This is a genomic window from Thalassobaculum sp. (assembly GCF_040219615.1).
Lineage (GTDB): Bacteria > Pseudomonadota > Alphaproteobacteria > Thalassobaculales > Thalassobaculaceae > Thalassobaculum_A.
Genome location: NZ_JAVJSE010000038.1, coordinates 79912 through 100503, shown reverse-complemented (window position 1 = coordinate 100503; position 20592 = coordinate 79912). Strand labels below are relative to the sequence as shown.

Sequence of the window (20592 nt, the reverse complement as noted above, 5' to 3'; positions counted from 1 at the left end):
CCTGCCCGTGATCCATCGCACCGCCGTCATCTTCCTGGAGGTACTGCTGGCGCTGGTCATCGGTCTGGTGCTGGCCGCGTCGGTCCTGGCCTGGCGGCTGTCGGAAGGCCCGATCATCCTCGATGGCATCAAGCCGCACGTCGAGGAGATGCTGAGCCCGCCGGGCGTCGGTTTCGAGACCCGGGTGGGCGGCACGCAGGTGGCCTGGAGCGGCTGGGACCGTGCCCTGGACCTGGTGGCGTCGGATGTCAGTCTGGTCGAGCCGGACGGCACCGTGCGGGTGCGGGTCGACCGGGTGGCGGTCGCGCTCAGCACCAAGGCCTTGCTGGCGGGGCGCCTGGCACCGAAGCGGATCGACGTGCTCGAGCCGAGCATCGCGGTCACCCGGACGGTCGACGGCGACTGGCGGCTGATCCCGGAATCCGGAGGGGGGGCCGGAGAATTCGACCTGGCGGGCCTGCTCCAGGCGTTCTCCGGCGTCGGGACGGGAGGGCCGCTCTCCGATCTGCTCGAGATCGACGTGTCCGGCGCGCGCGTCCGCCTGGTCGACGACCGCCGCGGCCTCGGCCTGGCGGCGCATGACGTCTCGGTCGCGCTGTTGCGGACCCGCGAGGGATTGGCGTTCCACGGTGGTGGGGTCGTCGCCTGGGAGAACGGCGCCCGTACCCCGCTGGACCTGCACGGCGCCTACATCAGCGACCGGGGCACGATCCGGGTCGAGGCCATGCTCGACCGTCTGCCGGTGGACGCTCTCGCCGAACTGCATCCATCCCTGGAGCGGCTCGCCGGCATCGCGGTTCCGGTCAGCGGCACGGTCCGGATGTCCGCCGGCGTGACCGGGGTCGGCGTCTCGGGGTCCGCCGAGTTGCAGGTCGGTGCCGGAACCGTCGCCGTTCCGGGCCTGCTTGACGGGGCCCTGGACATCGCATCCGCCTCCATCACCGGGTCGGTGCGGCCGGACCTGGACGGCGGCAACCTTGAGGCGGTGCTCGACCTCGGCGGCCCGACGCTGACTCTCGGGGCGGTGGCGGTGCGCAGCGGCTCCGGCTACGGGGTCACCGTCGACGGCGAAGCGAAGGGAATGCCGGTCGGCGACCTGCACCGCTACTGGCCGGTGACCGTCGGAGAGGCGGCCCGCGAGTGGATCACCGGCAACCTGGTCGACGGCACGGTGCCGCGCGCGACCGTGCAGGCCGCTGGCTGGCTGGACCCGGTGGAGCCCGGGACCGCGCGGCTCGACCAACTCGGCGGACGGATCGAGTTCGCCGGCGTCACCACGCATTATTTCCGGCCGCTGCCGCCGGCCGCCGGCGTGACCGGCGCGGCCGTGTATGACGCCACCAGCTTCGACATCACGATCGACGAGGGGCATCTCGGCAAGCTGCAGATCGATCCGTCCCGGGTCCGGCTCCGCGACCTCGACACCGACAACGAGTTCGCGAGCATCGACGTGGCGGCCCGCGGCCCGCTGGTCGAGGCCCTGCGGGTGATCGACCACAAGCCGCTCGGCTATCCGACCCGGCTGGGACTGAAGCTGGACGGCGTCGAAGGTCAGGCAGGGGTGCGCCTGCGCTTCGAGTTGCCGTTGCTCAAGGACCTGAAGATCGAGCAGGTGAAGCTCGCCGCCGCCGCCAACCTTGCTGGGGTCGACCTGCCGGCGGTCGTGGCCGGTCACGACCTGAACGACGCAGCCCTGTCACTCGACCTCAACGGCGCGGGCATGAAACTGTCCGGCACCGGCACGGTGCTCGGCGCCCGGTCCGAGGTTTTCCTGGACCAGCGGTTCCATGAGCGTGGCGCCTACACCAGCCGCAGCAGAATCAGGACGATCGCCACCCGGGAGCGGCTGGCGGCCTTCGGGCTCGATCTCGGTGACCGGGTGGGTGGGCAGGCAGCCGTGGAAGCCCAGACGGAGGTCAAGCCCGGCGGGGCGGAAACGGTTTCGATCACGGCCGACCTTCAGCAGACCCGGTTGGCGTTGCCGGAGATCGGCTGGGAGAAGCCGGCGGGCGCCAGCGGCGTATTGCGGGCCCGGCTCGCGATCCGCGACGGCAACCCGGTGTCGGTCGACGAATTCGACCTGAAGGCCGGGGACATGGCGGTGCAGGCAACCTTCGCGCTCGGGCCCGACGGGGCGCCGGTCGTGATCGACTTCGCACGGCTGAAGGTCGGGCGGACCGACGCCGCCGGCCGGCTGGAGAAGATCGGCCCCGGCGAGTGGCGGGTGGCTCTGCGCGGCAGCAGCATCGATCTTTCGCCGATCGTCGACGGCGACGACGACGCCGGGGCGGCGGCCGGTGCGGCGGCGGCTCCGGGCGAGCCGGACGGCGGCGGCATCGCCCTCGACCTGCGGGTGGCCGCCGACACCCTCATGGTGACGGAGAAGGCCTCGCTTACCCGGGCGACACTGGCGGTCCGCCGCACCGGCGAGCGCCTGGAGTCCCTGGATCTGCGGGGGCGCGTCGGCGAGGGCTACGCCATGCTGTCGGTGCTGCCGGCGGACGGCGAGCGGCGGCTGACCCTGCGGGCCGAGGATGCCGGCGAGTTCCTCAGCGCCTTCGACATCGTCGAGACCGTGCGGGGCGGGCGGCTCGGCGTCGACGGCCTGGTGACCGGGGACGGGCTGACCGACGGGCTGACGATGACCGCCCGCATCGAGGAGTTCCGCGTGGTCGATGCGCCGGTGCTGGCGCAGGTGCTGTCGGTCGCGTCCTTCACCGGGCTGGCCGACACCCTGCGCGGCGACGGCATCCGCTTCAGCCGGGCGCGCGTCGACCTGACGATGACGCCCGGGCGGATCGAGGCCCGCAACGGCATCGCCTACGGCCCCGGGCTCGGCCTGAAGGTCGAGGGTGCCTACGACCGCTCGTCGGATCTGATGGACTTCGTCGGGCTGGTGGCCCCGGCCTATTCGCTGTCGCGGCTGATCGACAAGATCCCGGTGTTCGGCGAATTGCTGACCGGCGGCGAGGGCGAGGGGCTGCTGGCCACCGAGTTCCGCGTCCGCGGAAAGCTCGACGACCCGAAGGTCGCCGTGAACCCGCTGACCGCGCTGACGCCGGGCTTCCTGCGCGAGCTGGTCTCGACCGCCGAAAGGCCGGCCGACGCGCCGGTGGTCGAGCCGCCGCCGGCGCAGTCGCCGCAGCCGGGCGTGCGCGAGGACCGGGGACGGTAGCGCGGCCGGCGCGCGGCGGCGTTCAGGCGACCTTCAGCAGGGCATGCCGCTTGCGGCCGGCCGACAGCTTGACCACGCCGTCGCCGTCGATGTCGGCCTCGCCGAGCACGGCGTTCTCGTCGTTCACCGGCTGGTCGTTCACCCGGGCGCCGCCGCCGCGGATCAGCCGCCGGGCCTCGCCGTTGGAGGCCGCCAGCCCGGAGCGCCGCAGCGCGTCGACCACCGGCAGGCCGGCCGTCAGCTCGCCGCGCGCCACCTCGACGCTCGGCAGGCCGTCGGCCGACTGCCCGGCCTCGAAGGTCTGCCGCGCGGTCTCGGCGGCCTCGTCGGCGGCGGCGCGGCCGTGGCACAAAGCCGTCGCCTCGGTCGCCAGGATCTTCTTGGCGTCGTTGATCTCGGCGCCGCCGAGCGCCTCCAGCCGGGCGATCTCGTCGAGCGGCAGCTCGGTGAACAGCTTCAGGAACCGGCCGACGTCGCCGTCCTCGGTGTTCCGCCAGAACTGCCAGAAGTCGTAGACGCTGAGCCGGTCGGCGTTCAGCCATACCGCCCCCTGGGCGGTCTTGCCCATCTTGGCGCCCGACGACGTGGTGATCAGCGGCGAGGTCAGGCCGTAGATGGTCTGCTGGTCGACCCGGCGGGTCAGCTCGACGCCGTTGACGATGTTGCCCCACTGGTCCGAGCCGCCCATCTGCAGCACGCAGCCGTAGCGCCGGCGCAGCTCCAGGAAGTCGTAGGCCTGCAGGATCATGTAGTTGAACTCGAGGAAGCTCAGCGACTGCTCGCGCTCGAGCCGCAGCTTCACCGAGTCGAAGCTCAGCATCCGGTTCACCGAGAAATGCGCGCCGTAGTCGCGCAGGAACGGGATGTACTCCAGCTTGTCCAGCCAGTCGGCGTTGTCGACCATGACCGAGTCGCTCGGGTTGTCGCCGAACGACAGGTACTTGTCGAACACCGTCTGGATGCCGGCCTTGTTGCGGGCGATGTCCTCGACCGACAGCAGCTTGCGGGCCTCGTCCTTGAACGACGGGTCGCCGATCTTGGTGGTGCCGCCGCCCATCAGCACGATCGGCTTGTGGCCGCATTTCTGCATCCAGCGCAGCATCATGATCTGCAGCAGCGAGCCGATGTGCAGGCTGTCGGCGGTGCAGTCGAAGCCGATATAGGCGGTGACCATCTTGGACGCGAACTCCGCGTCCAGCCCCTCCAGGTCGGTGCACTGGTGGAAGAATCCGCGATCGACGATGGTCTTCAGGAACTCGGAGCGGGGCGCGGTCATGATCAGGGTCCGTCTCGACAGGTCGGCAACAGGGCGTGATCGGCAACAGGGCATGGTCGGCAGGGCGTCGGGGTGTAGCACAGGCCGCGCTTGCCAGTCGACATCCGCCGGGGGATGGTCGCGGCCATGACCACCGGACAGCTGCATACCGCCGTCGGCCTGATGAGCGGCACCTCCATGGACGGCATCGACGCCGCCGTCATCCGCACCGACGGCGAGCTGGCCGTCGAGACCGGCCCGGCGCTGACCGTTCCCTATGACGACGGCTTCCGGGCGCGCCTGCGCTCGGTGCTGGGCGAGCGCGGCGACGTCGCCGGGGTCGAGGCCGAACTGACCGACCGGCACGCCGAGGCGGTCCGGCGGCTGCTGTCTGTGGCCGGCCTGGCGCCGGCGCAGGTCGACGTGGTCGGGTTCCACGGCCACACCATCCGGCACGAGCCCGACAAGGGCGTGACCCGGCAGATCGGCGACGGCGCCCGGCTGGCGGCGGCGCTCGGCATCCCGGTGGTCGACCGGCTGCGCTACGACGACGTCGCGGCCGGCGGCGAGGGCGCGCCGCTGGCGCCGGCCTATCACCGGGCGCTGGCCGGCGGGCTGGAGCGGCCGCTGGCGGTGCTGAACCTGGGCGGGGTCGGCAACGTCACCTGGATCGGGCCCGGCGAGGATGACCTGCTGGCGTTCGACACCGGCCCGGCGAACGCCCTGCTGGACGACTGGGCGCGCCGCACCACCGGCGCCGCCTGCGATCTCGACGGCCGGCTGGCGGCGGCGGGGACCGTCGACACGGCCCGCCTGGACCGGCTGATGGCGCACGGGTATTTCGGGCGCCGGCCGCCGAAATCGCTGGACCGCGACGAGTTCGCGGCGATCGCCGGGGCCGCCACCGCGGGGCTGGCACCGGCCGACGGGGCGGCGCTGCTGGCGGCCTTCACGGTCGCCACCGTCGAGCGCGCGGTCGCCTGGCTGCCGCAGCCGCCGCGGCGCTGGATCGTATGCGGCGGTGGCCGCCGCAACCCGGTGCTGATGGCGGGGCTGCGCCGGCGCCTCGGGGTGCCGGTCGACGAGGCCGACATCCTGGGATGGGACGGCGATGCCCTGGAGGCCCAGGCCTTCGGCTATCTGGCGGTGCGCAGCCGGCTCGGCCTGCCGATCAGCTGGCCCGGTACCACCCGGGCGCCGCGGCCGCTGAGCGGCGGGCGCCTGAGCCTGCCGGGCTGACTGAGCCGAGCCTTAGACCGACGCCTTCTCGTGCGCCGCCATCGACTTGTCGACGTAGCCGCCGATGATGCCGGAGAGCTGGTCGATCTGCTGGCCGAAGAAGTGGTTGGCGCCCTTGATCACCGAATGGGTGATGGTGATCCCGCGCTGGGACGACAGCTTGTCGACCAGCTTCTTCACCGACTCCGGCGGCACGATGTCGTCCTGATCGCCCTGAACCACCAGGCCGGAGGCCGGGCAGGGAGCCAGGAACGAGAAGTCGAACATGTTGGCCGGCGGGGCGACCGACACGAAGCCGGTGATCTCCGGCCGCCGCATCAGCAGCTGCATGCCGATCCAGGCGCCGAACGAGAAGCCGGCGATCCAGCAGTACTTGGCGTTCGGGTTGTAGGTCTGCAGCCAGTCGAGCGCGGTGGCCGCGTCCGACAGCTCGCCCTCGCCGCCCGTGTAGGAGCCCTGGGACCGCCCGACTCCCCGGAAATTGAAGCGCAGCGTCGAGAACCCGCGTTCAACGAAGGACTGGTACATCGAGTACACGACCTTGTTGTTCATCGTCCCGCCATGCTGCGGGTGCGGGTGCAGCATCAGGGCGATCGGGGCGCTCGGCTCCTGCGAGTGCAGGTAGCGTCCCTCGATACGACCTTCGGGACCGTTGATGATGACCTCGGGCATAGGCCTCCTCGTGACCGAACGCGGCGCAGGGGGAGCACATAGCGCGTCGGGTGTCGACTTGTCGATTCCGATCAGACGTCGTATCAGGCCGCGCCGAATCAAGAGTCGGCCCCGCCGACCGTCGAGATTGACGGAAATCCGCGGTGTCCGTAGACCGGTGATCGTGATGACCGCCGCAATCTATCTCGATCACAATGCGACCACGCCGATCCGCCCGGCGGCGCTCGACGCCATGGCCGAGGCGGCGAGAGCGGTCGGCAACCCGTCCTCGGTTCACGCCGCGGGCCGGGCTGCGCGCGGCCGGCTGGAGGCCGCCCGCGGCCAGGTGGCGGCCCTGGTCGACCGGCCGGCCGGGCAGCTGGTGTTCACGTCCGGCGGAACCGAAGCCGACGCCCTGGCGATCGTCGGCAGCGGCCGGGTCCGGCTGCTGGTCTCCGCGGTCGAGCACGACGCGGTGCTGGCGGTGGCGGGCGACGCCGCGAGGATCGCGGTCGACGCAGAGGGCCGGGTCGACCTTGCCGACCTGGAGCGGCGACTGGCGTCCGGCGACGGACCGGCGCTGGTCTCGGTGATGTGGGTGAACAACGAGACCGGGGTGGTTCAGCCGGTGGCCGAGGTGGTCCGCCTGGCCCACGCGGCCGGTGCGCTGGTGCATGTCGACGCGGTGCAGGGCGCCGGCCGGCTGGACCCGGCGGCGCTGGCCGGGGCCGACCTGATCGCGCTGTCGGCGCACAAGATCGGCGGCCCGTCCGGCGTCGGCGCGCTGCTGGTCGGGCCCGGCGCGACCCTGCGGGCGCTGGCACTCGGGGGCGGCCAGGAGCGCGGGCGGCGGTCCGGCACCGAGAACCTGCCGGGCATCGCCGGGTTCGGCGCCGCGGCGGCGGCGGCGGCCGACGGTCCGCGCGAGACCGAGCGGCTGCGCGCGCTGCGCGACCGGCTGGAGGCGGCGCTGCCGGCCACCGCCCCGGAAGCCCGGGTGCTGGGCGCCGGCGCCGACCGGGTCGCGACCACCTGCCTCGGGCTTCCCGGCGTGCCGGCCGAGACCCAGGTGATGACCCTCGACCTGGCGGGCGTCGCGGTCAGCGCCGGCTCGGCCTGCTCGTCCGGCAAGGTGAAGCGCTCGCACGTGCTGGCGGCCATGCTGGGCGACGATCCGCTGGCCGGCCAGGCGATCCGGATCAGCCTCGGCTGGACCACCACCGAGGCCGAGATCGACGGCTTCCTTGCGGCCTGGCGGGCGATGCGCGACCGTCTGTCGCCCGCCGCCCGGGCAGCCTGAGTCTCCAACCGGAATGTCCATGATGACCGACCACAGCGACCTCGTCCCAACCGGCAGCTTCTGCGGCCAGCTGATCGCCGCCTGCCCGGACTCCTGGGCGGCCTATACCCGCCACCCGTTCGTCGCCGGCCTGGCCGACGGCTCGCTGCCGGAGGCGGCGTTCCGGCACTACCTGGCGCAGGACTACCTGTTCCTGATCCACTTCGCCCGGGCCTACGCGCTGGCCGCCCACAAGGCCGACACCCTCGACGACATGCGCTACGCGGCCGGGACGCTGTCGGCCCTGACCGATACCGAGATGAAACTGCACGTCCAGTACTGCGCCGGCTGGGGTATGACCGAGGCCGATATGGCCGCGGTGCCCGAGGACCCGGCCTGCGTCGCCTATACCCGCTTCGTGCTGGACCGCGGCCATGCCGGCGACCTGCTGGATCTGTATGCCGCGCTGGCGCCCTGCGTGGTCGGCTACGGGGTGATCGGCGCGCGGCTGGCGGCCGATCCGGCGACCCGGCGCGGCGACGGCAACCCCTACGACGCCTGGATCGGCGTGTATGCCGGCGACGACTACCGCACGGTCGTCCGCAATTCGATCGCCCAGGTCGAGCGGTTGGCGGCCCGGCGTGGCGGCGATGCCCGGTTCGACGATCTGGCCCGGACCTTCCGCCAGGCGACCGACCTGGAGGTCGGGTTCTGGCAGATGGGGCTGAACGCGGTCTGACCGGTCGCGGGGCGTGCCGTGATGAACTCCCCTGTGACATTCGCGGCCAATCCGACTATTAGGGCTGTCGATTTCGCGCACGGGCCCAGCCGCCGCCGGCAGTTGCGCGCGGCCTTGTCCACCTGAGTTGTCGAAGGTAGCCAGCATGCTCATCGTTGGGATCCAGTGCGGTCACGACGCGTCCGTGGTCGTCTTGCAGGACGGGCGGATCCTGGTTCATCTGGAGCGCGAGCGGGTGTCCCGGATCCGGCACGACGAATCGATGTCGGCCGAACTGATCCACCAGGCGCTACGCTACTGCGGGCTCGACGCCGGCGACGTCGACATGTTCGCGGTGAGCACGACCCAGCGCTACGGCTATCAGTCGGACGACGCCAGTCGGCTGTCCTTCGCCTATGACTGGGCGAGTGCCGAGAAGATCGGCGCCGCCAGGTTCCGGCGCACGGTGTTCGACCGGGCGGCGCATCTGGCCGAGACCACCCGGGTCCGCGCGATCCACGCCGACGGCCATCAGTTGTTCAATTCCGAATGGCCGGACATGCCCGACATCTGGATGGCCGGGCGGGGGATGGAGCCGATCGGGAAGATGGACGGGGAGAAGCTCGGCAGCATCTTTACGGCGCCGAGCCTGTGGTACAGCCAGGCCCTGCCGATGACCGTGACCCTGGACGGCCGGAGCTATCCGGCGGTCGGCGTGATGCATCAACTGGCGCACGCCTCGGCGGCCTTCTACCAGTCGTCCTTCGATGCCGCCCCGGTGCTGGCGCACGACAACGGCAACCCGGTCCGGCGCCGCAACAAGTATGTCGGCGGCATGCTGTTCTATGGCGAGGGGCACCGGCTGAGCCCGATCTGGACGGCGCCGATCGCCGCCGGGGTGATCTACAGCCTGTGCGCCCAGACCATCGGGCTCGGCCGCGACGCCGGCCCTGGCAAGCTGATGGGGCTGTCCGCCTACGGCAGCCCGTCGATGTTCGACGAGCGCTATATCGGCGACGTCGAGATGCTGGCGCCGATCTACCTGACCAAGGGCCGGATCCGTTCGCTGAAGAGCGAGAACGTGCAGACCGTCGTCGGCTGGTTCCAGGAGGTCGAGCGGCGGGCGGGGGACCTCGGCCTGGACATCCACGCCGGCGCGCTCAGCCCGTTCGGCAAGGACCTCGCCGCCACCGCCCAGAAGACCTTCGAGGAACTGGTCCTCTACGCGCTCCGGCGCCTGCAACTGATGCTGACCAAGACCGGCCGGATGTCGCCGAACCTGTGCCTGAGCGGCGGCTGCGCGCTGAACTGCCCGGCCAACAGCCGGATCGTCGAGGAGACCGACTTCACGTCGGTGTTCGTGCCGCCGTCCTGCGACGACGGCGGGCTGTCGATCGGGGCGGCCCTCTACCTGTACCATCACCTGCTGGAAAATCCGCGGACCGGGCCCTCCGACCACAGCCGCAGCATCGCCGCGCTCGGCCGGGCCAACGCCCCGGCCGACATCGATCGCGCGCTGGCCGCGGCGGCGGGCGAGTTCGAGATCGAGACCGGCATCGATCTGGCCGAACGGGCCGCCGCCGACCTCGCCGAGGACAAGGTGGTGGCGCTGTTCCAGGGCCGCAGCGAGAGCGGGCCGCGGGCGCTCGGCCAGCGCTCGCTGCTGGCCGATCCGCGCCGGACCGCGAACTGGGCGAGGGTGAACGGGCTGAAGTCGCGCGAGCTGTGGCGGCCGTTCGCACCGGCCACCCTGTCCGAGCGGCTGCGCGACAATTTCGACGGCGGCCCGGCGGACTCGCCGCACATGCTGTTCAACTACCGGGTCCGCTCCAGGGATCTCGGCGCGGTCACCCATGTCGACGGATCGGCGCGGGCCCAGACCGTGGCACCCGGCAGCGGACCGTTTCGGGACGTCATCGAGGCCTTCGACCGCCGTACCGGCACCCCGGTGGTGCTGAACACCTCGCTGAACGGCCCGGGCGAGCCGATCTGCGAGACGCCGGAGCACGCGCTGGCGTTCCTTCGGCGTACCGCCGCCGACGTGCTGTATGTCGAGAACAACCGGATCCGCAGGCGCTCCGCCTGAGCTTCCCGGGGTTGGGCCACCGGCGACCGGCTTCGGTTCACTCGTCCTTCAGGTTGCTTTGCGACAGCGGGATGACGGTGCGCGAGATCTGTGTGGCGATCATCCAGCCGGGACGCTCCCGGGATTCGCACGACATGGAGCGCAGACGGACCGCGAGGCCCCCGGTGAGCGGGCGGTCCCAGTTAAAGATCACGCAACGCTCGCCGGCCGGGCCGCGCGTCTCGCCGTCGGGCCGTGCGGCGTAGTTGCCGTGCTGGCTGCCGGCGCCGTTGCCGATGCTCATGGGAAGGACGCCCGGTGTAGGATGGACGGCGGGGGCGGCCGCGCAGCCGGCCAGCGCCGACGCCATCCATGCAGAGCAGCACGCGACGGCCAGCCGCATCGACTATCTCCCCCGATTTCACGCGGCAGGGTCGGCGGCGAATGTGGCCCCGTTGCGGTGTCATTGCGGCAGCCGTCGGTTTCCCCGGGCCGGGGGCACGCGCCGGCATCCGCGCCACGGCTTGCGTCCGGACGCCCGGCGGCCCTATATCCCCGCCATGACGACGTTCAGCGGCCCCGACCTCGACCTCGGCCTGCCGGGCCCGCGCGGCGGCCGGCGGGTGGTGGTCGCCATGTCCGGCGGCGTCGACAGCTCGGTGACGGCGGCGCTGCTGAAGGAGGCCGGCTACGACGTGGTCGGCATCACCCTGCAGCTCTACGACCATGGTGCGGCGACCGCGCGCCGGGGCGCGTGCTGCGCCGGCGCCGACATCCACGACGCCCGCAGCGCGGCCGAGCGCATCGGCATCCCGCACTACGTGCTGGACTACGAGAGCCGGTTCCGCGAGAGCGTGGTCGACGACTTCGCCGACAGCTACCTGCGAGGCGAAACCCCGATCCCCTGCGTGCGCTGCAACCAGACCGTCAAGTTCCGCGACCTGCTGGCGACCGCCCGCGACCTGGGCGCCGAGGCGCTGGCGACCGGCCACTACGTGCGGCGCGTCGTGGGCGCCGGCGGGCCCGAGCTGCACCGCGCCGCCGACCCGGGCAAGGACCAGAGCTACTTCCTGTTTGCGACCACGCCCGAGCAACTCGCGTTCCTGCGGTTTCCGCTCGGCGGCATGGACAAGGACGCGACCCGGGCCGAGGCCAGGCGCCTCGGTCTTGCGGTGCAGGACAAGCCGGACAGCCAGGACATCTGCTTCGTGCCGAACGGCAACTATGCCGAGGTGGTGCGCAGGCTGCGTCCCGGGGCCGCCGATCCGGGCGACATCGTGCACCTGGACGGCAGCGTGCTGGGCCGCCACGACGGCATCGTCGGCTACACCGTCGGCCAGCGCCGCGGCCTCGGCGTCGGCGGCCGGCGCACCCCCGAGGGCGAGCCCGACACCGACCCGCTCTACGTGGTACGGCTGGAGCCGGAGGCGCGGCGCGTGGTGGTCGGCCCGCGCGCGGCGCTGGCGGCGGCGACGGTGATGGCCGGCGAGCTGAACTGGCTGGGCGGCGGCGACGGCATTCCGGCCGAGGGTGCCCGGGTCCAGGTCAAGCTGCGCTCGACCCAGGCGCCGGCGCCGGCGACCGTGCTGCCCGACGGCCGCGGCGGCGCGGCGATCGTCCTGGACGCCCCGCAATACGGCGTGTCGGCCGGCCAGGCGGCGGTGCTGTACGCCGAGGCCGGCGACCGGGTGCTCGGCGGCGGCTGGATCCGCGGCGCCGAGGCGCCGGCGGTGGGCGCGGCGGCGGAATAGCGACCCGATCCCGGCCCGGCGTGCCGGGCGTCGACGGCGTTGCGCCGTCCCGGTCTCCTCCATACCATGCCCGCTGCGTATGACTTCGGGGGCGGCATATGCGATCGGCGCCATGCTGCGAGCGGCGAGCGACGGCGCCGGAAGGCGACGGCTGCGGAGCGGGCCGCCTGGCCGGGGCGTGGCGCGCTTGAACATCCCGGACATGATCGTCGACCTGCTGCCGCTGTTCATGTTCCTGGTCCTGATGGCGCTGGTGTTCACCAGCTATCCGATCGCCTTCGTGCTGGGCGGGACGGCCGTGCTGTTCGGCCTGATCGGCATTGCGTTCGACGTGTTCTCGTTCATCGAGTTCTTCAACTTCGTGCCGCGGGTCTGGACGGTCGCCGACAACCTGCAGATCATCGCGGTGCCGCTGTTCGTGTTCATGGGGGTGATGCTGGAGCGGTCGCGGATCGCCCAGGACCTGCTGGAGGCGCTGCAACTCGTCCTGAAGCGGGCGCCCGGCGGGGTGGCGCTGGCCGTGGTCCTGATGGGTGTCATCTTCGCGGCGATCACCGGCGTGGTCGGCGCCTCCGTCATCATGCTGACCCTGATCGCCCTGCCGACCATGCTGAAGGCCGGGTACCGGCCGTCGCTGGCGGTCGGGGTCATCGCGGCGTCTTCGACGCTCGGCATCCTGATCCCGCCGAGCATCCTGCTGGTGTTCCTGTGCGAACTGCTGCCGATGTCGATCGGCTACCTGTTCGCGGGGGCCCTGGTGCCGGGCCTGCTGCTGGCGCTGCTCTACCTCGTCTACATCCTGCTCTACACCCTGGCGGTGCCGGGCGCCGGCCCCCGTCCACCGCCGGACGGCGAGCGGACCGGCTGGCCGGAGATCCGGCGCGCCCTGGTTCGCGGCGTCCTGCCGCCGGCGGTGCTGATCGCCCTGGTCATGGGATCGGTGCTGGCGGGGGTCGTCACGATCACCGAGTCCGCCGCCGTAGGCGCCGGCGGCGCGCTGCTGCTGGCGTTCTCCCGCGGCGGGCTGACCCTGGCGGAGCTGGGCGACTGCCTGCGCCGCTCGACCATGGTCATCGGCATGATCTTCTTCCTCTACATCGGGGCCACCGGCTTCGCCTACGTGTTCCGCGTCCTGGGCGGCGACGACCTCGTCCACGCCTTCATGGGCGCCTCGGACATGGGGTCTTGGGGGATCCTGCTGTTCGCGATCCTGCTGATCTTCCTGATGGGGTTCTTCTTCGACGTGCTGGAGATCCTGCTGATCGCCGTGCCGCTGTTCGGGCCGATGGTGGCCCCCCTCGACTTCGGCGCGCACATCGCCCAGCCGGACGTGATCTACTGGTTCGCGGTGCTGGTCGCGGTCACGCTGCAGACCTCGTTCCTGACGCCGCCGATGGGGCTGTCGCTGTTCTACATCAAGGGCGTGGCGCCGAGCTCGGTCACCATGCGGCAGATCTACATCGGGATCGTGCCGTTCGTGGCGCTGCAGATGCTGTGCGTGGCGATCATCCTGGCATGGCCGCAGATCGTCGTCGGCCTGCCGCACCAGCTGTTCGACCCATAGGCCGCCCCAGATGGAGACCAGGCGACATCCCGGGATCTGGCCGGCCCTGCTCAGGATCGCGCGCTGGGCCGACGCGCCCGCGGTCCTGGCCGGCCGGGCGGTGTCCTGGCTGATGCTGCCGCTGATCGCCATCATCATCTTCGACGCGCTGAGCCGGAAGTTCCTGCGCAAGCTGCCCTTCGTGATCGAGAACGACCTGCACGACTACCTGAACTCGCCGGTCTTCCAGGACGCCGAATGGCACCTGCACACCATCATCTTCCTGGGCGCGCTCGGCTACGCCTACAGCCGCAACGCCCATGTCCGGCTCGACATCTTCCGGCCCCGGCTGGGCGCGCGCGGGCGGATGCTGGTCGAGCTCGCCGGCGGGATCCTGCTGCTGGCGCCGTTCCTGGCGATCTTCTCTTACTACGGCTGGGAGTTCTTCCTGAGCGCCTGGGTCAGCGACGAGAACTCGGGCCCCTCCAACGGCATCGGCAACCGCTGGATCATCAAGTTCTTCCTGTTCCTGGGGCCGGTTCTGCTGTTCCTGTCGGGCCTGTCGATGGCCCTGCGCCTGTGCGTCCGGCTGTTCGGTCCGGAGGAGCTGGCGGCCGCCGCCGACGTCGACAGGATCGCCGACAGCGGGTTCTCGGCATTCAACTGAGCGGCGGCGTCAGCGCGGGCGGATCGTCCAGAGCCTCAGATCGGCGCCCGCCTTCACGGCGGCCAGGACGACGAGCGCACAGAGCGCCACCTTGGACACCGTCTCCATGGTGCCCTCGATCAGCAGGGCGTGGACCACGCTGCACAGGACGGTCACGGCCGCGAGCGCCGCATGGCCGCGTCGCCAGGTCTGCGGCCGCAGCCTGAGCCGCCGACGCAGGGCGGCCAGAAGCGCCGCCGCGAACACCGCCCACATGGCGATCGCCCCCCATTCGGAGAACGGGGTCGGCGACCTGAACAGCAGGACGTCGACCACGTCCGGCGGACTGGTGATCCAGAGCCCCCCGACATGGACCGCCACTGCCGCGACCAGAGCCCCGCCGATCACGCCGTGGACCCGCCGTCCCCTGCGGCCGGACAGGCCCGGCAGGGTTCCGGCTACCAGCAGCGGCTGAACCAGCAGGAGCGCCATCGCGGCGATTCCGGCGAACCCGGCCGCGATGTAGACCGGGTCGCGCCAGGCCAGCAGCGGGCTGGCCGCCGCCGCGGCGATCGGAACCGCGACGGCGATCCCGAGGGCGGCCCAGACAAGGATACTGCGGGCCGGGCCCATTCCCCGAACCGGTCCGCGTCAGGCCGGCTTCAGGACGAAATGCGCCTCCAGGCTGGTGTCGCTCGAGCTCCGCATCACGGGACGCAGGAAGACGGTCTCGAACTCGCCGCTGTCATAGGCGAGGTGCCCGTGCGGCTGGCCGAATGCCGGGACGATCTGCGGCATCTCGAGGCGAAAGAAGCCGTTGGCGTCGGTCAGCGTGGCGCCGTGGCTGTGCGGGTCCCGCTCGTACCCCTCGGTGGTGTGCGCCCAGATCTGGATGCGCTGGCCCGCGAGCGGGGCGCCGTCGCCGGCCCGGCGCACGGTGCCCGACATCCAGAATCCCCCGCCGCCGATCCGCTCCACGATCGGCGCCCCGGGCAGGTAGTTGTTCGAGCCGCCCCGCATGGTCGGGGTCGGCGCCAGACCCTTGGCGTGTGCCGGGACAAGGAGGCCGGAGATCCCGGTCACCGCCAACGCGCCGCCGGCGGCGAGCAGGGTACGGCGGGCGAGCAGGTGGCTGGTCATCGAGACTTCTCCTCACGGCAGTGACGGCGCTTCGCCGGTCTGCCGGCCCCGGCAATCCCACGACGACGAACCGCGAAGCTCCGATACGAGGTAGGAGAGCCACGCAAGGCGTTAAGCGCTGCTCACAGTTTCGTGATGCAGGGGCCGTCGGGCAAAGGTCGAAACGCTTTTGAGGAAATTGGTAGCGGAGGAGGGACTTGAACCCCCGACACGCGGATTATGATTCCGCTGCTCTAACCAGCTGAGCTACTCCGCCACCGAAACCGGCCCGCGCAGTCGCAGGCCCGGCAGGCGGTCGATATACGCACGGCCCCCGGCGGTGTCAACGCTCCGGTCGCGCGGCCCGGCGCCCGGGCGGGCCTTGCGGCTTGCCGGCGGCCGGCGGCGGTCCCTAAGATGCCGGCCCTGTAGCCCCCGAGGCCCCGTGCCGGCTCCCCTGCTGTCCGCCGATCTCCTGCCGCTGGCGTTCGCGCTGGCCGCCGCCGTGCTGTTCGCGGTCGGCGACCAGTTCCAGTATCTCGGCGTGCGCAGCCTGGACTCGCGCAGCGGCACGATGATCTCGATCGTCACTTCGACCCTGTGCTTCTGGCTGCTTGCCCCGCTGCTGCTCGACCCGGCCTACCTGACCGAGATCGGCATCCTGGTGTTCGCGGTCATCGGCCTGGTGCGGCCGGCGCTGAGCGCCAACCTGTCGGTCGCCGGGGTCCGGTACCTGGGCCCGACCCTGTCGAGCACGCTGGCCTCGACCTCGCCGCTGTTCGGCACCGCGCTCGGCATCCTGCTGCTCGGCGAGGTGCTGACCTGGCCGGTGGCGCTCGGTACCGCCGGCATCGTCAGCGCCATCCTTGTGCTGTCGCGCCGCCAGGGCGGGGTCGCCGCCGACTGGCCGGTGTGGGCGCTGGCGCTGCCGATCGCCGCCGCGGCGATCCGCTCGCTGGCCCACGTGCTGTCGAAGATCGGCATGGTCACCGTGCCCGACGCCTATGTCGCGGGGCTGGTGTCGTTCACGGTGTCGGCGCTGGTGCTGGCGTCCAGCCAGGCGGTGCGGCGGGCGCGGCCGCCGGTGCTGGCGTCGCGGCCGGCGGCGCTGTGCTTCGTCGGCAGCGGGGTGGCGATGGCGCTGGCGATCACCGCGCTGAACCAGGCACTGCTGCTCGGCAAGATCGTGGTGGTGGTGCCGGTGGTCTCGGCCTCGCCGGTGTTCACCATGCTGCTCAGCATCCTGGTGTTCCGGCGCGAGCGGGTGACCGGCCGGCTGGTCGCCGCGGTCTGCGTGGTGGTGCCGTCGGTGATCGTGATCGCGCTGGGGCGCTGATCCGGCCCGAGCGCCAGGGCCCGGCGGACAACCCAGCGTATGCAGAGGCCGACCGGTTTGCTACTCTGCGCCCGGACGGATGATCGGCATTTGCCATGAAAGCAGGCAATCAGGGCGTTACCAGCCCCTTGCTGCGGGTCCTTCTCGTTACCGGTGGTGCGTTCGCGATCGCTTTCGCGGTATTGGCTTTCCTCGACTACCGGAATGTCCTCGACGAGGAGATGCGCGATAGCCTGGTGGAGGCGCAAGTCGCGGCCAGGCTGATCGCCGAGGTGACGGCTCCCGACGGAGACGGCTCGGCGGACCTCCAAGGGGGCGGGGCGGATGTCCTGAGACGTGTCGAGCGCGCCTTCGAGAGCCTCGACGAGATCCAGCACGATCGGGACATCGCCGTGTTCGCCCGCGACGGCGACCGCCTGCAGGTGCTGGCCGATCACGGCCGGACCGGTGGCGAGCACGACGACATCCTCCCGGTCGACACGCGCGGACGTGGAGAACTGCTGCGGGCGCTGGGCGGCGAGTCCGTGGTCTTCGAGGCGGTCGACCGGACCGGCATCGAGCAAATCTTCGCCTGTGCACCGGTCGCGTCCGCCGGCTGGGGGCTGTGTGTCCGCAAGAGCATCCGCAGCATTCGCGCGACGATCCTGGAGCGGAACCTCGTGGTGGTCGCGATGGTCCTGATCGTGATGCTCGCGATGTTCGCCCTGGTCCGCCGGCAGATCAAGCCTCTGGTCGCCGCGGTCGAACATCGCGAAAAGCGGTTCAGGGATTTCGCCGAGGCCGCCTCGGAGTGGTTCTGGGAGACCGACGCCGACCTGCGGTTCACCGCGGTGTTCGCCGGCAGCGGTGTCCGGCCGAAGTTCGAGGCACAGGGCTACGTCGGCAAGCGGCGGGAAGAGATGACGGGCGAGGACGTCACCACGGAGAAGTGGCGCCGGCATCTCGACGACATGGCGAACCGGCGGCCGGTCAAGAACTTCGACTATGACCTCCGGGAGGGCGACGGCAAGACGATCCACGTCCGGGTCAACGGGATCCCGGTGTTCGATGCCGAGGGCGCGTTCGCCGGATACCGCGGCATCGGGACCGACATCACCGAGGAGACAGAGGCGGAGAAGCGGCTCTGGGAGGCCACCGAGCGTGCCCGGATCGCCTTCGAGAACGTCACCGTCGGATGCATCACCATCACGCGCGACGGAACCATCGAGTCCTTCAACGCCAGCGCCGAGCAGATGTTCGGGTACGACCGCAGCGAGGTGGTCGGAAAGAATGTCCGCATGCTGATGCCGGCGTCGATCGCCGTCGAACACGATGGATTTCTGTCGCACTATCTGGAGACCGGGCATGCCAGGGTGATCGGGGTCGGACGAGAGACCACGGGGCTCCGCAAGAGCGGCGAGGAATTTCCGATCCACCTCGGCGTCGGGGAGTTGCGGGTCGGCGACGCAATCGGCTTCATCGGCTCGATCACCGATCTGACGCAGGAGAAGCGCCTCGCCGAGCAGCTTCGGCGGTCCCAGAAGATGGATGCGGTCGGCCAGCTCACCGGCGGTATCGCCCACGATTTCAACAATATCCTGGGCATCGTCATCGGCAACATCGACCTGGTGCTCCGCAAGACCGACGCGGACTCGAGTGCCTACCGGCAACTGGGCAGGGCGCTGGGTGCGGCCGAGCGCGGGGCGCGGCTGACCCGCCGCCTCTTGAACTTCGCCCGCCAGACCCCGACGACCAGCAAGGCGATCGACGTCAACGGCACGATCCGCGACCTGGATGAACTGCTGTCGCGGTCGCTGACCGCCAGCATCTCGCTCGAACTCACCCTGGTCGACGGTTTGTGGCGGGCCAATGCCGATCCTGGCGATCTCGACGACGCGCTGACCAACCTTGTCCTGAATGCCCGCGACGCCATGCCGTCCGGCGGCCGGCTGAGCATCGAAACCGCGAATGTCACGATCACGGATGCGGAACTCGACGGGATGCTCCGGCTCGCCCCCGGCGAGTATGTCAGGATCTCGGTGTCGGACACCGGCATCGGAATGCCGGCGGCCGTCCTGGACCGGGTCTTCGAGCCGTTCTTCACCACCAAGGATCCGGAGGCCGGGACCGGTCTCGGCCTGCCGATGGTGTACGCCTTCGCGCGGCGCTCCGGCGGCAATGTATCGGCCTATTCGGAGGAGGGGCTGGGATCGACCTTCCGGCTCTATCTGCCGCGGAGCCGGGCCGGGGATGCCAACTTCGACGTCGCTGCTCCGGACTCCGGACTGGAAAGCCCGCACGGCAGCGAGCGGCTGCTGGTGGTGGACGACGAGAAGGACCTCCTGCGGCTGGCGGAGAGCGTGCTGGGCGACCTCGGCTATTCTGTCCGTACCGCCAGGAGCGGCCGGGACGGCCTGGCGATGCTGCAGCAGGACGCCACCATCGACCTGCTCCTCACCGACATTGTCATGCCCGGCGGCATGAGCGGCCTCGAGCTCGCCGATGCCGCCCTCGACCTGCGGCCGGACCTCAAGGTGTTGCTGGCGTCGGGCTATACCGGGAGCCTGTTCGACGAGGCGACGGCCGAACGCTGGGCCGGCTGGGTGCTGGCGAAGCCCTATTCCAACCTCGCTCTCGCCCAGGCGGTGCGACGCGCCCTCGACGGGAAGGACGTCCCATGCTGAAGGTACTGGTGATCGACGACGAGCCGGACTATTGCGAGTTCGTGTCCGACGTTCTCGATGAGCTCGGCCATGACGCTCGTTCCGCCATCAATCCGGATCAGTTTGCCGACCGCTTTCTGGCCTCGATCGATGTCTGCTTCGTCGACCTGTTCATGCCTGGCATGGACGGCATCGAGATTGTCCGCTTCCTGTCGGAGAACCAGAGCCGGGCGGCGATCGTGTTCATGAGCGGGAAGGACCTCTCGATCCTGCACGCCGCCCGGGAGCTCGCGGTCGAGCGGGGTCTGACCGTTCTCGGCGTGCTGCCGAAGCCGTTCGGTTTCGCAGACGTCGAGCGGGTACTCGAGCGCTACCCATCGGAGACCACCCGGCAGGCCGAGGCAGGGCTCCCGGAGCTGTCCGTCGACGACGTCCGCATCGCACTTGCGGCCGGTCACCTGTGGCTCGCCTATCAGCCCAAGATCCGCCTGAGCGACCGCTGCCCGGTCGGTTCCGAGGCATTGCTGCGCTGGCACCACCCGGAGCGCGGTGTCGTCGGGCCGGGCACTTTCATCCCAATGCTCGAGCATTCGGAGCTGATAGCGCCGGTGACCGAGTTCGTGATCGATCGGGCATTGCGCGATCTTGCCAGCCTGAGTTCCCACCTCGGCATCCACAGGATGTCGGTCAACCTGTCGGCCCGGACCATCCACGATTTGGACCTGCCGGAGCGTATCGCCGCCCAGGCGGAGCGGCACGGGGTGGTGCCGCAGAGTCTGGTGCTCGAGATCACAGAAACCGCGGCCATGGCGGACGTAGCGCGCTCGATCGACATTCTCACGCGGCTGCGAATGAAGGGCTTCGGTCTGTCGATCGACGATTTCGGGACCGGCTATTCGTCGCTGGTGCAGTTGGTGCGTGTGCCGTTCGACGAGCTGAAGATCGACCAGCGATTCGTCCGGAACCTGCTTTCGAGCGTCGAGAACCTTACCGTGACCGAGATCTCGGTACTGCTGGCGCATAAGCTCGGCATGCGGGTGGTTGCCGAGGGCATCGAGGACGAGCCGACCCTCGAGGCGCTGCGCCGCCTCGACTGCGACGAAGGTCAGGGCTTCGCGATCGCGAGACCCATGCCATTCGAGGAGCTGCGGACCTGGCTGCAGGCGGCCTGAC

Annotated in this window: 16 protein-coding genes and 1 tRNA gene; 11 read left to right on the top strand and 6 right to left on the bottom strand. The window is 70.7% G+C overall.

Annotation, left to right across the window (positions count from 1 at the left end; all coding sequences use genetic code 11):
- Positions 1–7: 7 nt before the first annotated feature.
- Positions 8–3175 (top strand): YhdP family protein, encoded by a 3168-nt coding sequence (locus RIC31_RS19295; protein WP_350111584.1) that lies wholly within the window; start codon positions 8–10, stop codon positions 3173–3175.
- A gap of 22 nt (positions 3176–3197) precedes the next feature.
- Here RIC31_RS19295 and tyrS read toward each other — a convergent pair whose 3' ends face one another.
- Positions 3198–4451 carry a tyrosine--tRNA ligase gene (tyrS, locus tag RIC31_RS19290; protein ID WP_350111582.1) on the bottom strand — a complete coding sequence of 418 codons (1254 nt, stop codon included), beginning with the start codon at positions 4449–4451 and terminating at the stop codon, positions 3198–3200.
- Between the two features lie 126 nt (positions 4452–4577).
- Between tyrS and RIC31_RS19285 the strand changes: the two genes are divergently transcribed.
- Positions 4578–5669: an anhydro-N-acetylmuramic acid kinase gene (locus tag RIC31_RS19285; protein WP_350111580.1), complete on the top strand. Its 1092-nt coding sequence runs from the start codon at positions 4578–4580 to the stop codon at positions 5667–5669.
- A gap of 12 nt (positions 5670–5681) precedes the next feature.
- Here RIC31_RS19285 and RIC31_RS19280 read toward each other — a convergent pair whose 3' ends face one another.
- On the bottom strand, positions 5682–6341 hold the full coding sequence (locus RIC31_RS19280; protein ID WP_350111577.1) for an alpha/beta hydrolase: 660 nt from the start codon (positions 6339–6341) through the stop codon (positions 5682–5684).
- Positions 6342–6507: 166 nt separating this feature from the next.
- Here RIC31_RS19280 and RIC31_RS19275 point away from each other — a divergent pair, with 166 nt between their 5' ends.
- The 3 genes from RIC31_RS19275 (at position 6508) to RIC31_RS19265 (ending at position 10403) form a co-directional block, all read left to right on the top strand.
- Complete coding sequence (locus tag RIC31_RS19275; protein ID WP_350111575.1) at positions 6508–7620, top strand: cysteine desulfurase family protein; 1113 nt, start codon at positions 6508–6510, stop codon at positions 7618–7620.
- Positions 7621–7642: 22 nt separating this feature from the next.
- Positions 7643–8338, top strand: coding sequence for a thiaminase II (gene tenA, locus RIC31_RS19270; protein WP_350111572.1), 696 nt, complete (start codon positions 7643–7645; stop codon positions 8336–8338).
- Positions 8339–8483: 145 nt separating this feature from the next.
- Positions 8484–10403, top strand: coding sequence for a carbamoyltransferase C-terminal domain-containing protein (locus RIC31_RS19265; RefSeq protein ID WP_350111570.1), 1920 nt, complete (start codon positions 8484–8486; stop codon positions 10401–10403).
- A gap of 37 nt (positions 10404–10440) precedes the next feature.
- Here RIC31_RS19265 and RIC31_RS19260 read toward each other — a convergent pair whose 3' ends face one another.
- A complete protein-coding gene (locus RIC31_RS19260) occupies positions 10441–10785 on the bottom strand; it encodes a hypothetical protein (RefSeq protein ID WP_350111568.1) in 345 nt (114 codons plus the stop codon).
- A 157-nt stretch (positions 10786–10942) separates the two neighbouring features.
- On the opposite strand from RIC31_RS19260, the gene mnmA reads away from it, so the two are divergent.
- The 3 genes from mnmA (at position 10943) to RIC31_RS19245 (ending at position 14343) form a co-directional block, all read left to right on the top strand.
- Positions 10943–12133: a tRNA 2-thiouridine(34) synthase MnmA gene (gene mnmA / locus RIC31_RS19255; protein WP_350111566.1), complete on the top strand. Its 1191-nt coding sequence runs from the start codon at positions 10943–10945 to the stop codon at positions 12131–12133.
- A gap of 187 nt (positions 12134–12320) precedes the next feature.
- Entirely contained in the window at positions 12321–13697 is a 1377-nt protein-coding gene (locus RIC31_RS19250) for a TRAP transporter large permease (RefSeq protein WP_350111564.1), read from the top strand.
- Between the two features lie 10 nt (positions 13698–13707).
- On the top strand, positions 13708–14343 hold the full coding sequence (locus RIC31_RS19245) for a TRAP transporter small permease subunit (RefSeq protein WP_350111562.1): 636 nt from the start codon (positions 13708–13710) through the stop codon (positions 14341–14343).
- 9 nt (positions 14344–14352) lie between these two features.
- Here the strand turns inward: RIC31_RS19245 and RIC31_RS19240 are convergent, their stop codons facing one another.
- The 3 genes from RIC31_RS19240 to RIC31_RS19230 all read right to left on the bottom strand — a co-directional run bounded on the left by RIC31_RS19240 (position 14353) and on the right by RIC31_RS19230 (position 15718).
- Positions 14353–14955 (bottom strand): ferric reductase-like transmembrane domain-containing protein, encoded by a 603-nt coding sequence (locus RIC31_RS19240; protein WP_350111560.1) that lies wholly within the window; start codon positions 14953–14955, stop codon positions 14353–14355.
- An 18-nt stretch (positions 14956–14973) separates the two neighbouring features.
- Positions 14974–15462, bottom strand: a complete 489-nt coding sequence (locus RIC31_RS19235) for a peptidase associated/transthyretin-like domain-containing protein (RefSeq protein ID WP_350111558.1) — start codon at positions 15460–15462, stop codon at positions 14974–14976.
- Positions 15463–15641: 179 nt separating this feature from the next.
- A tRNA-Met gene (locus RIC31_RS19230) sits at positions 15642–15718 on the bottom strand.
- Between the two features lie 168 nt (positions 15719–15886).
- Between RIC31_RS19230 and RIC31_RS19225 the strand changes: the two genes are divergently transcribed.
- From RIC31_RS19225 to RIC31_RS19215, 3 genes are all read left to right on the top strand, one after another.
- Positions 15887–16777: an EamA family transporter gene (locus RIC31_RS19225; RefSeq protein WP_350111556.1), complete on the top strand. Its 891-nt coding sequence runs from the start codon at positions 15887–15889 to the stop codon at positions 16775–16777.
- Between the two features lie 95 nt (positions 16778–16872).
- Positions 16873–19440 carry a hybrid sensor histidine kinase/response regulator gene (locus RIC31_RS19220; protein WP_350111554.1) on the top strand — a complete coding sequence of 856 codons (2568 nt, stop codon included), beginning with the start codon at positions 16873–16875 and terminating at the stop codon, positions 19438–19440.
- Positions 19434–20591, top strand: a complete 1158-nt coding sequence (locus RIC31_RS19215) for an EAL domain-containing response regulator (RefSeq protein WP_350111552.1) — start codon at positions 19434–19436, stop codon at positions 20589–20591. Before RIC31_RS19220 ends, RIC31_RS19215 begins: the two co-directional genes overlap by 7 nt.
- The last annotated feature ends 1 nt before the right edge of the window (position 20592 follow it).

What these genes read in the sequence shown, in the direction of transcription:
- tyrS (WP_350111582.1), bottom strand. Translation starts at nt 4,451, where the DNA reads ATGACCGCGCCCCGCTCCGAGTTCCTGAAGACCATCGTCGATCGCGGA.
- RIC31_RS19285 (WP_350111580.1), top strand. Translation starts at nt 4,578, where the DNA reads ATGACCACCGGACAGCTGCATACCGCCGTCGGCCTGATGAGCGGCACC.
- RIC31_RS19280 (WP_350111577.1), bottom strand. Translation starts at nt 6,341, where the DNA reads ATGCCCGAGGTCATCATCAACGGTCCCGAAGGTCGTATCGAGGGACGC.
- RIC31_RS19275 (WP_350111575.1), top strand. Translation starts at nt 6,508, where the DNA reads ATGACCGCCGCAATCTATCTCGATCACAATGCGACCACGCCGATCCGC.
- tenA (WP_350111572.1), top strand. Translation starts at nt 7,643, where the DNA reads ATGACCGACCACAGCGACCTCGTCCCAACCGGCAGCTTCTGCGGCCAG.
- RIC31_RS19265 (WP_350111570.1), top strand. Translation starts at nt 8,484, where the DNA reads ATGCTCATCGTTGGGATCCAGTGCGGTCACGACGCGTCCGTGGTCGTC.
- RIC31_RS19260 (WP_350111568.1), bottom strand. Translation starts at nt 10,785, where the DNA reads ATGCGGCTGGCCGTCGCGTGCTGCTCTGCATGGATGGCGTCGGCGCTG.
- mnmA (WP_350111566.1), top strand. Translation starts at nt 10,943, where the DNA reads ATGACGACGTTCAGCGGCCCCGACCTCGACCTCGGCCTGCCGGGCCCG.
- RIC31_RS19245 (WP_350111562.1), top strand. Translation starts at nt 13,708, where the DNA reads ATGGAGACCAGGCGACATCCCGGGATCTGGCCGGCCCTGCTCAGGATC.
- RIC31_RS19240 (WP_350111560.1), bottom strand. Translation starts at nt 14,955, where the DNA reads ATGGGCCCGGCCCGCAGTATCCTTGTCTGGGCCGCCCTCGGGATCGCC.
- RIC31_RS19235 (WP_350111558.1), bottom strand. Translation starts at nt 15,462, where the DNA reads ATGACCAGCCACCTGCTCGCCCGCCGTACCCTGCTCGCCGCCGGCGGC.
- RIC31_RS19220 (WP_350111554.1), top strand. Translation starts at nt 16,873, where the DNA reads ATGAAAGCAGGCAATCAGGGCGTTACCAGCCCCTTGCTGCGGGTCCTT.
- RIC31_RS19215 (WP_350111552.1), top strand. Translation starts at nt 19,434, where the DNA reads ATGCTGAAGGTACTGGTGATCGACGACGAGCCGGACTATTGCGAGTTC.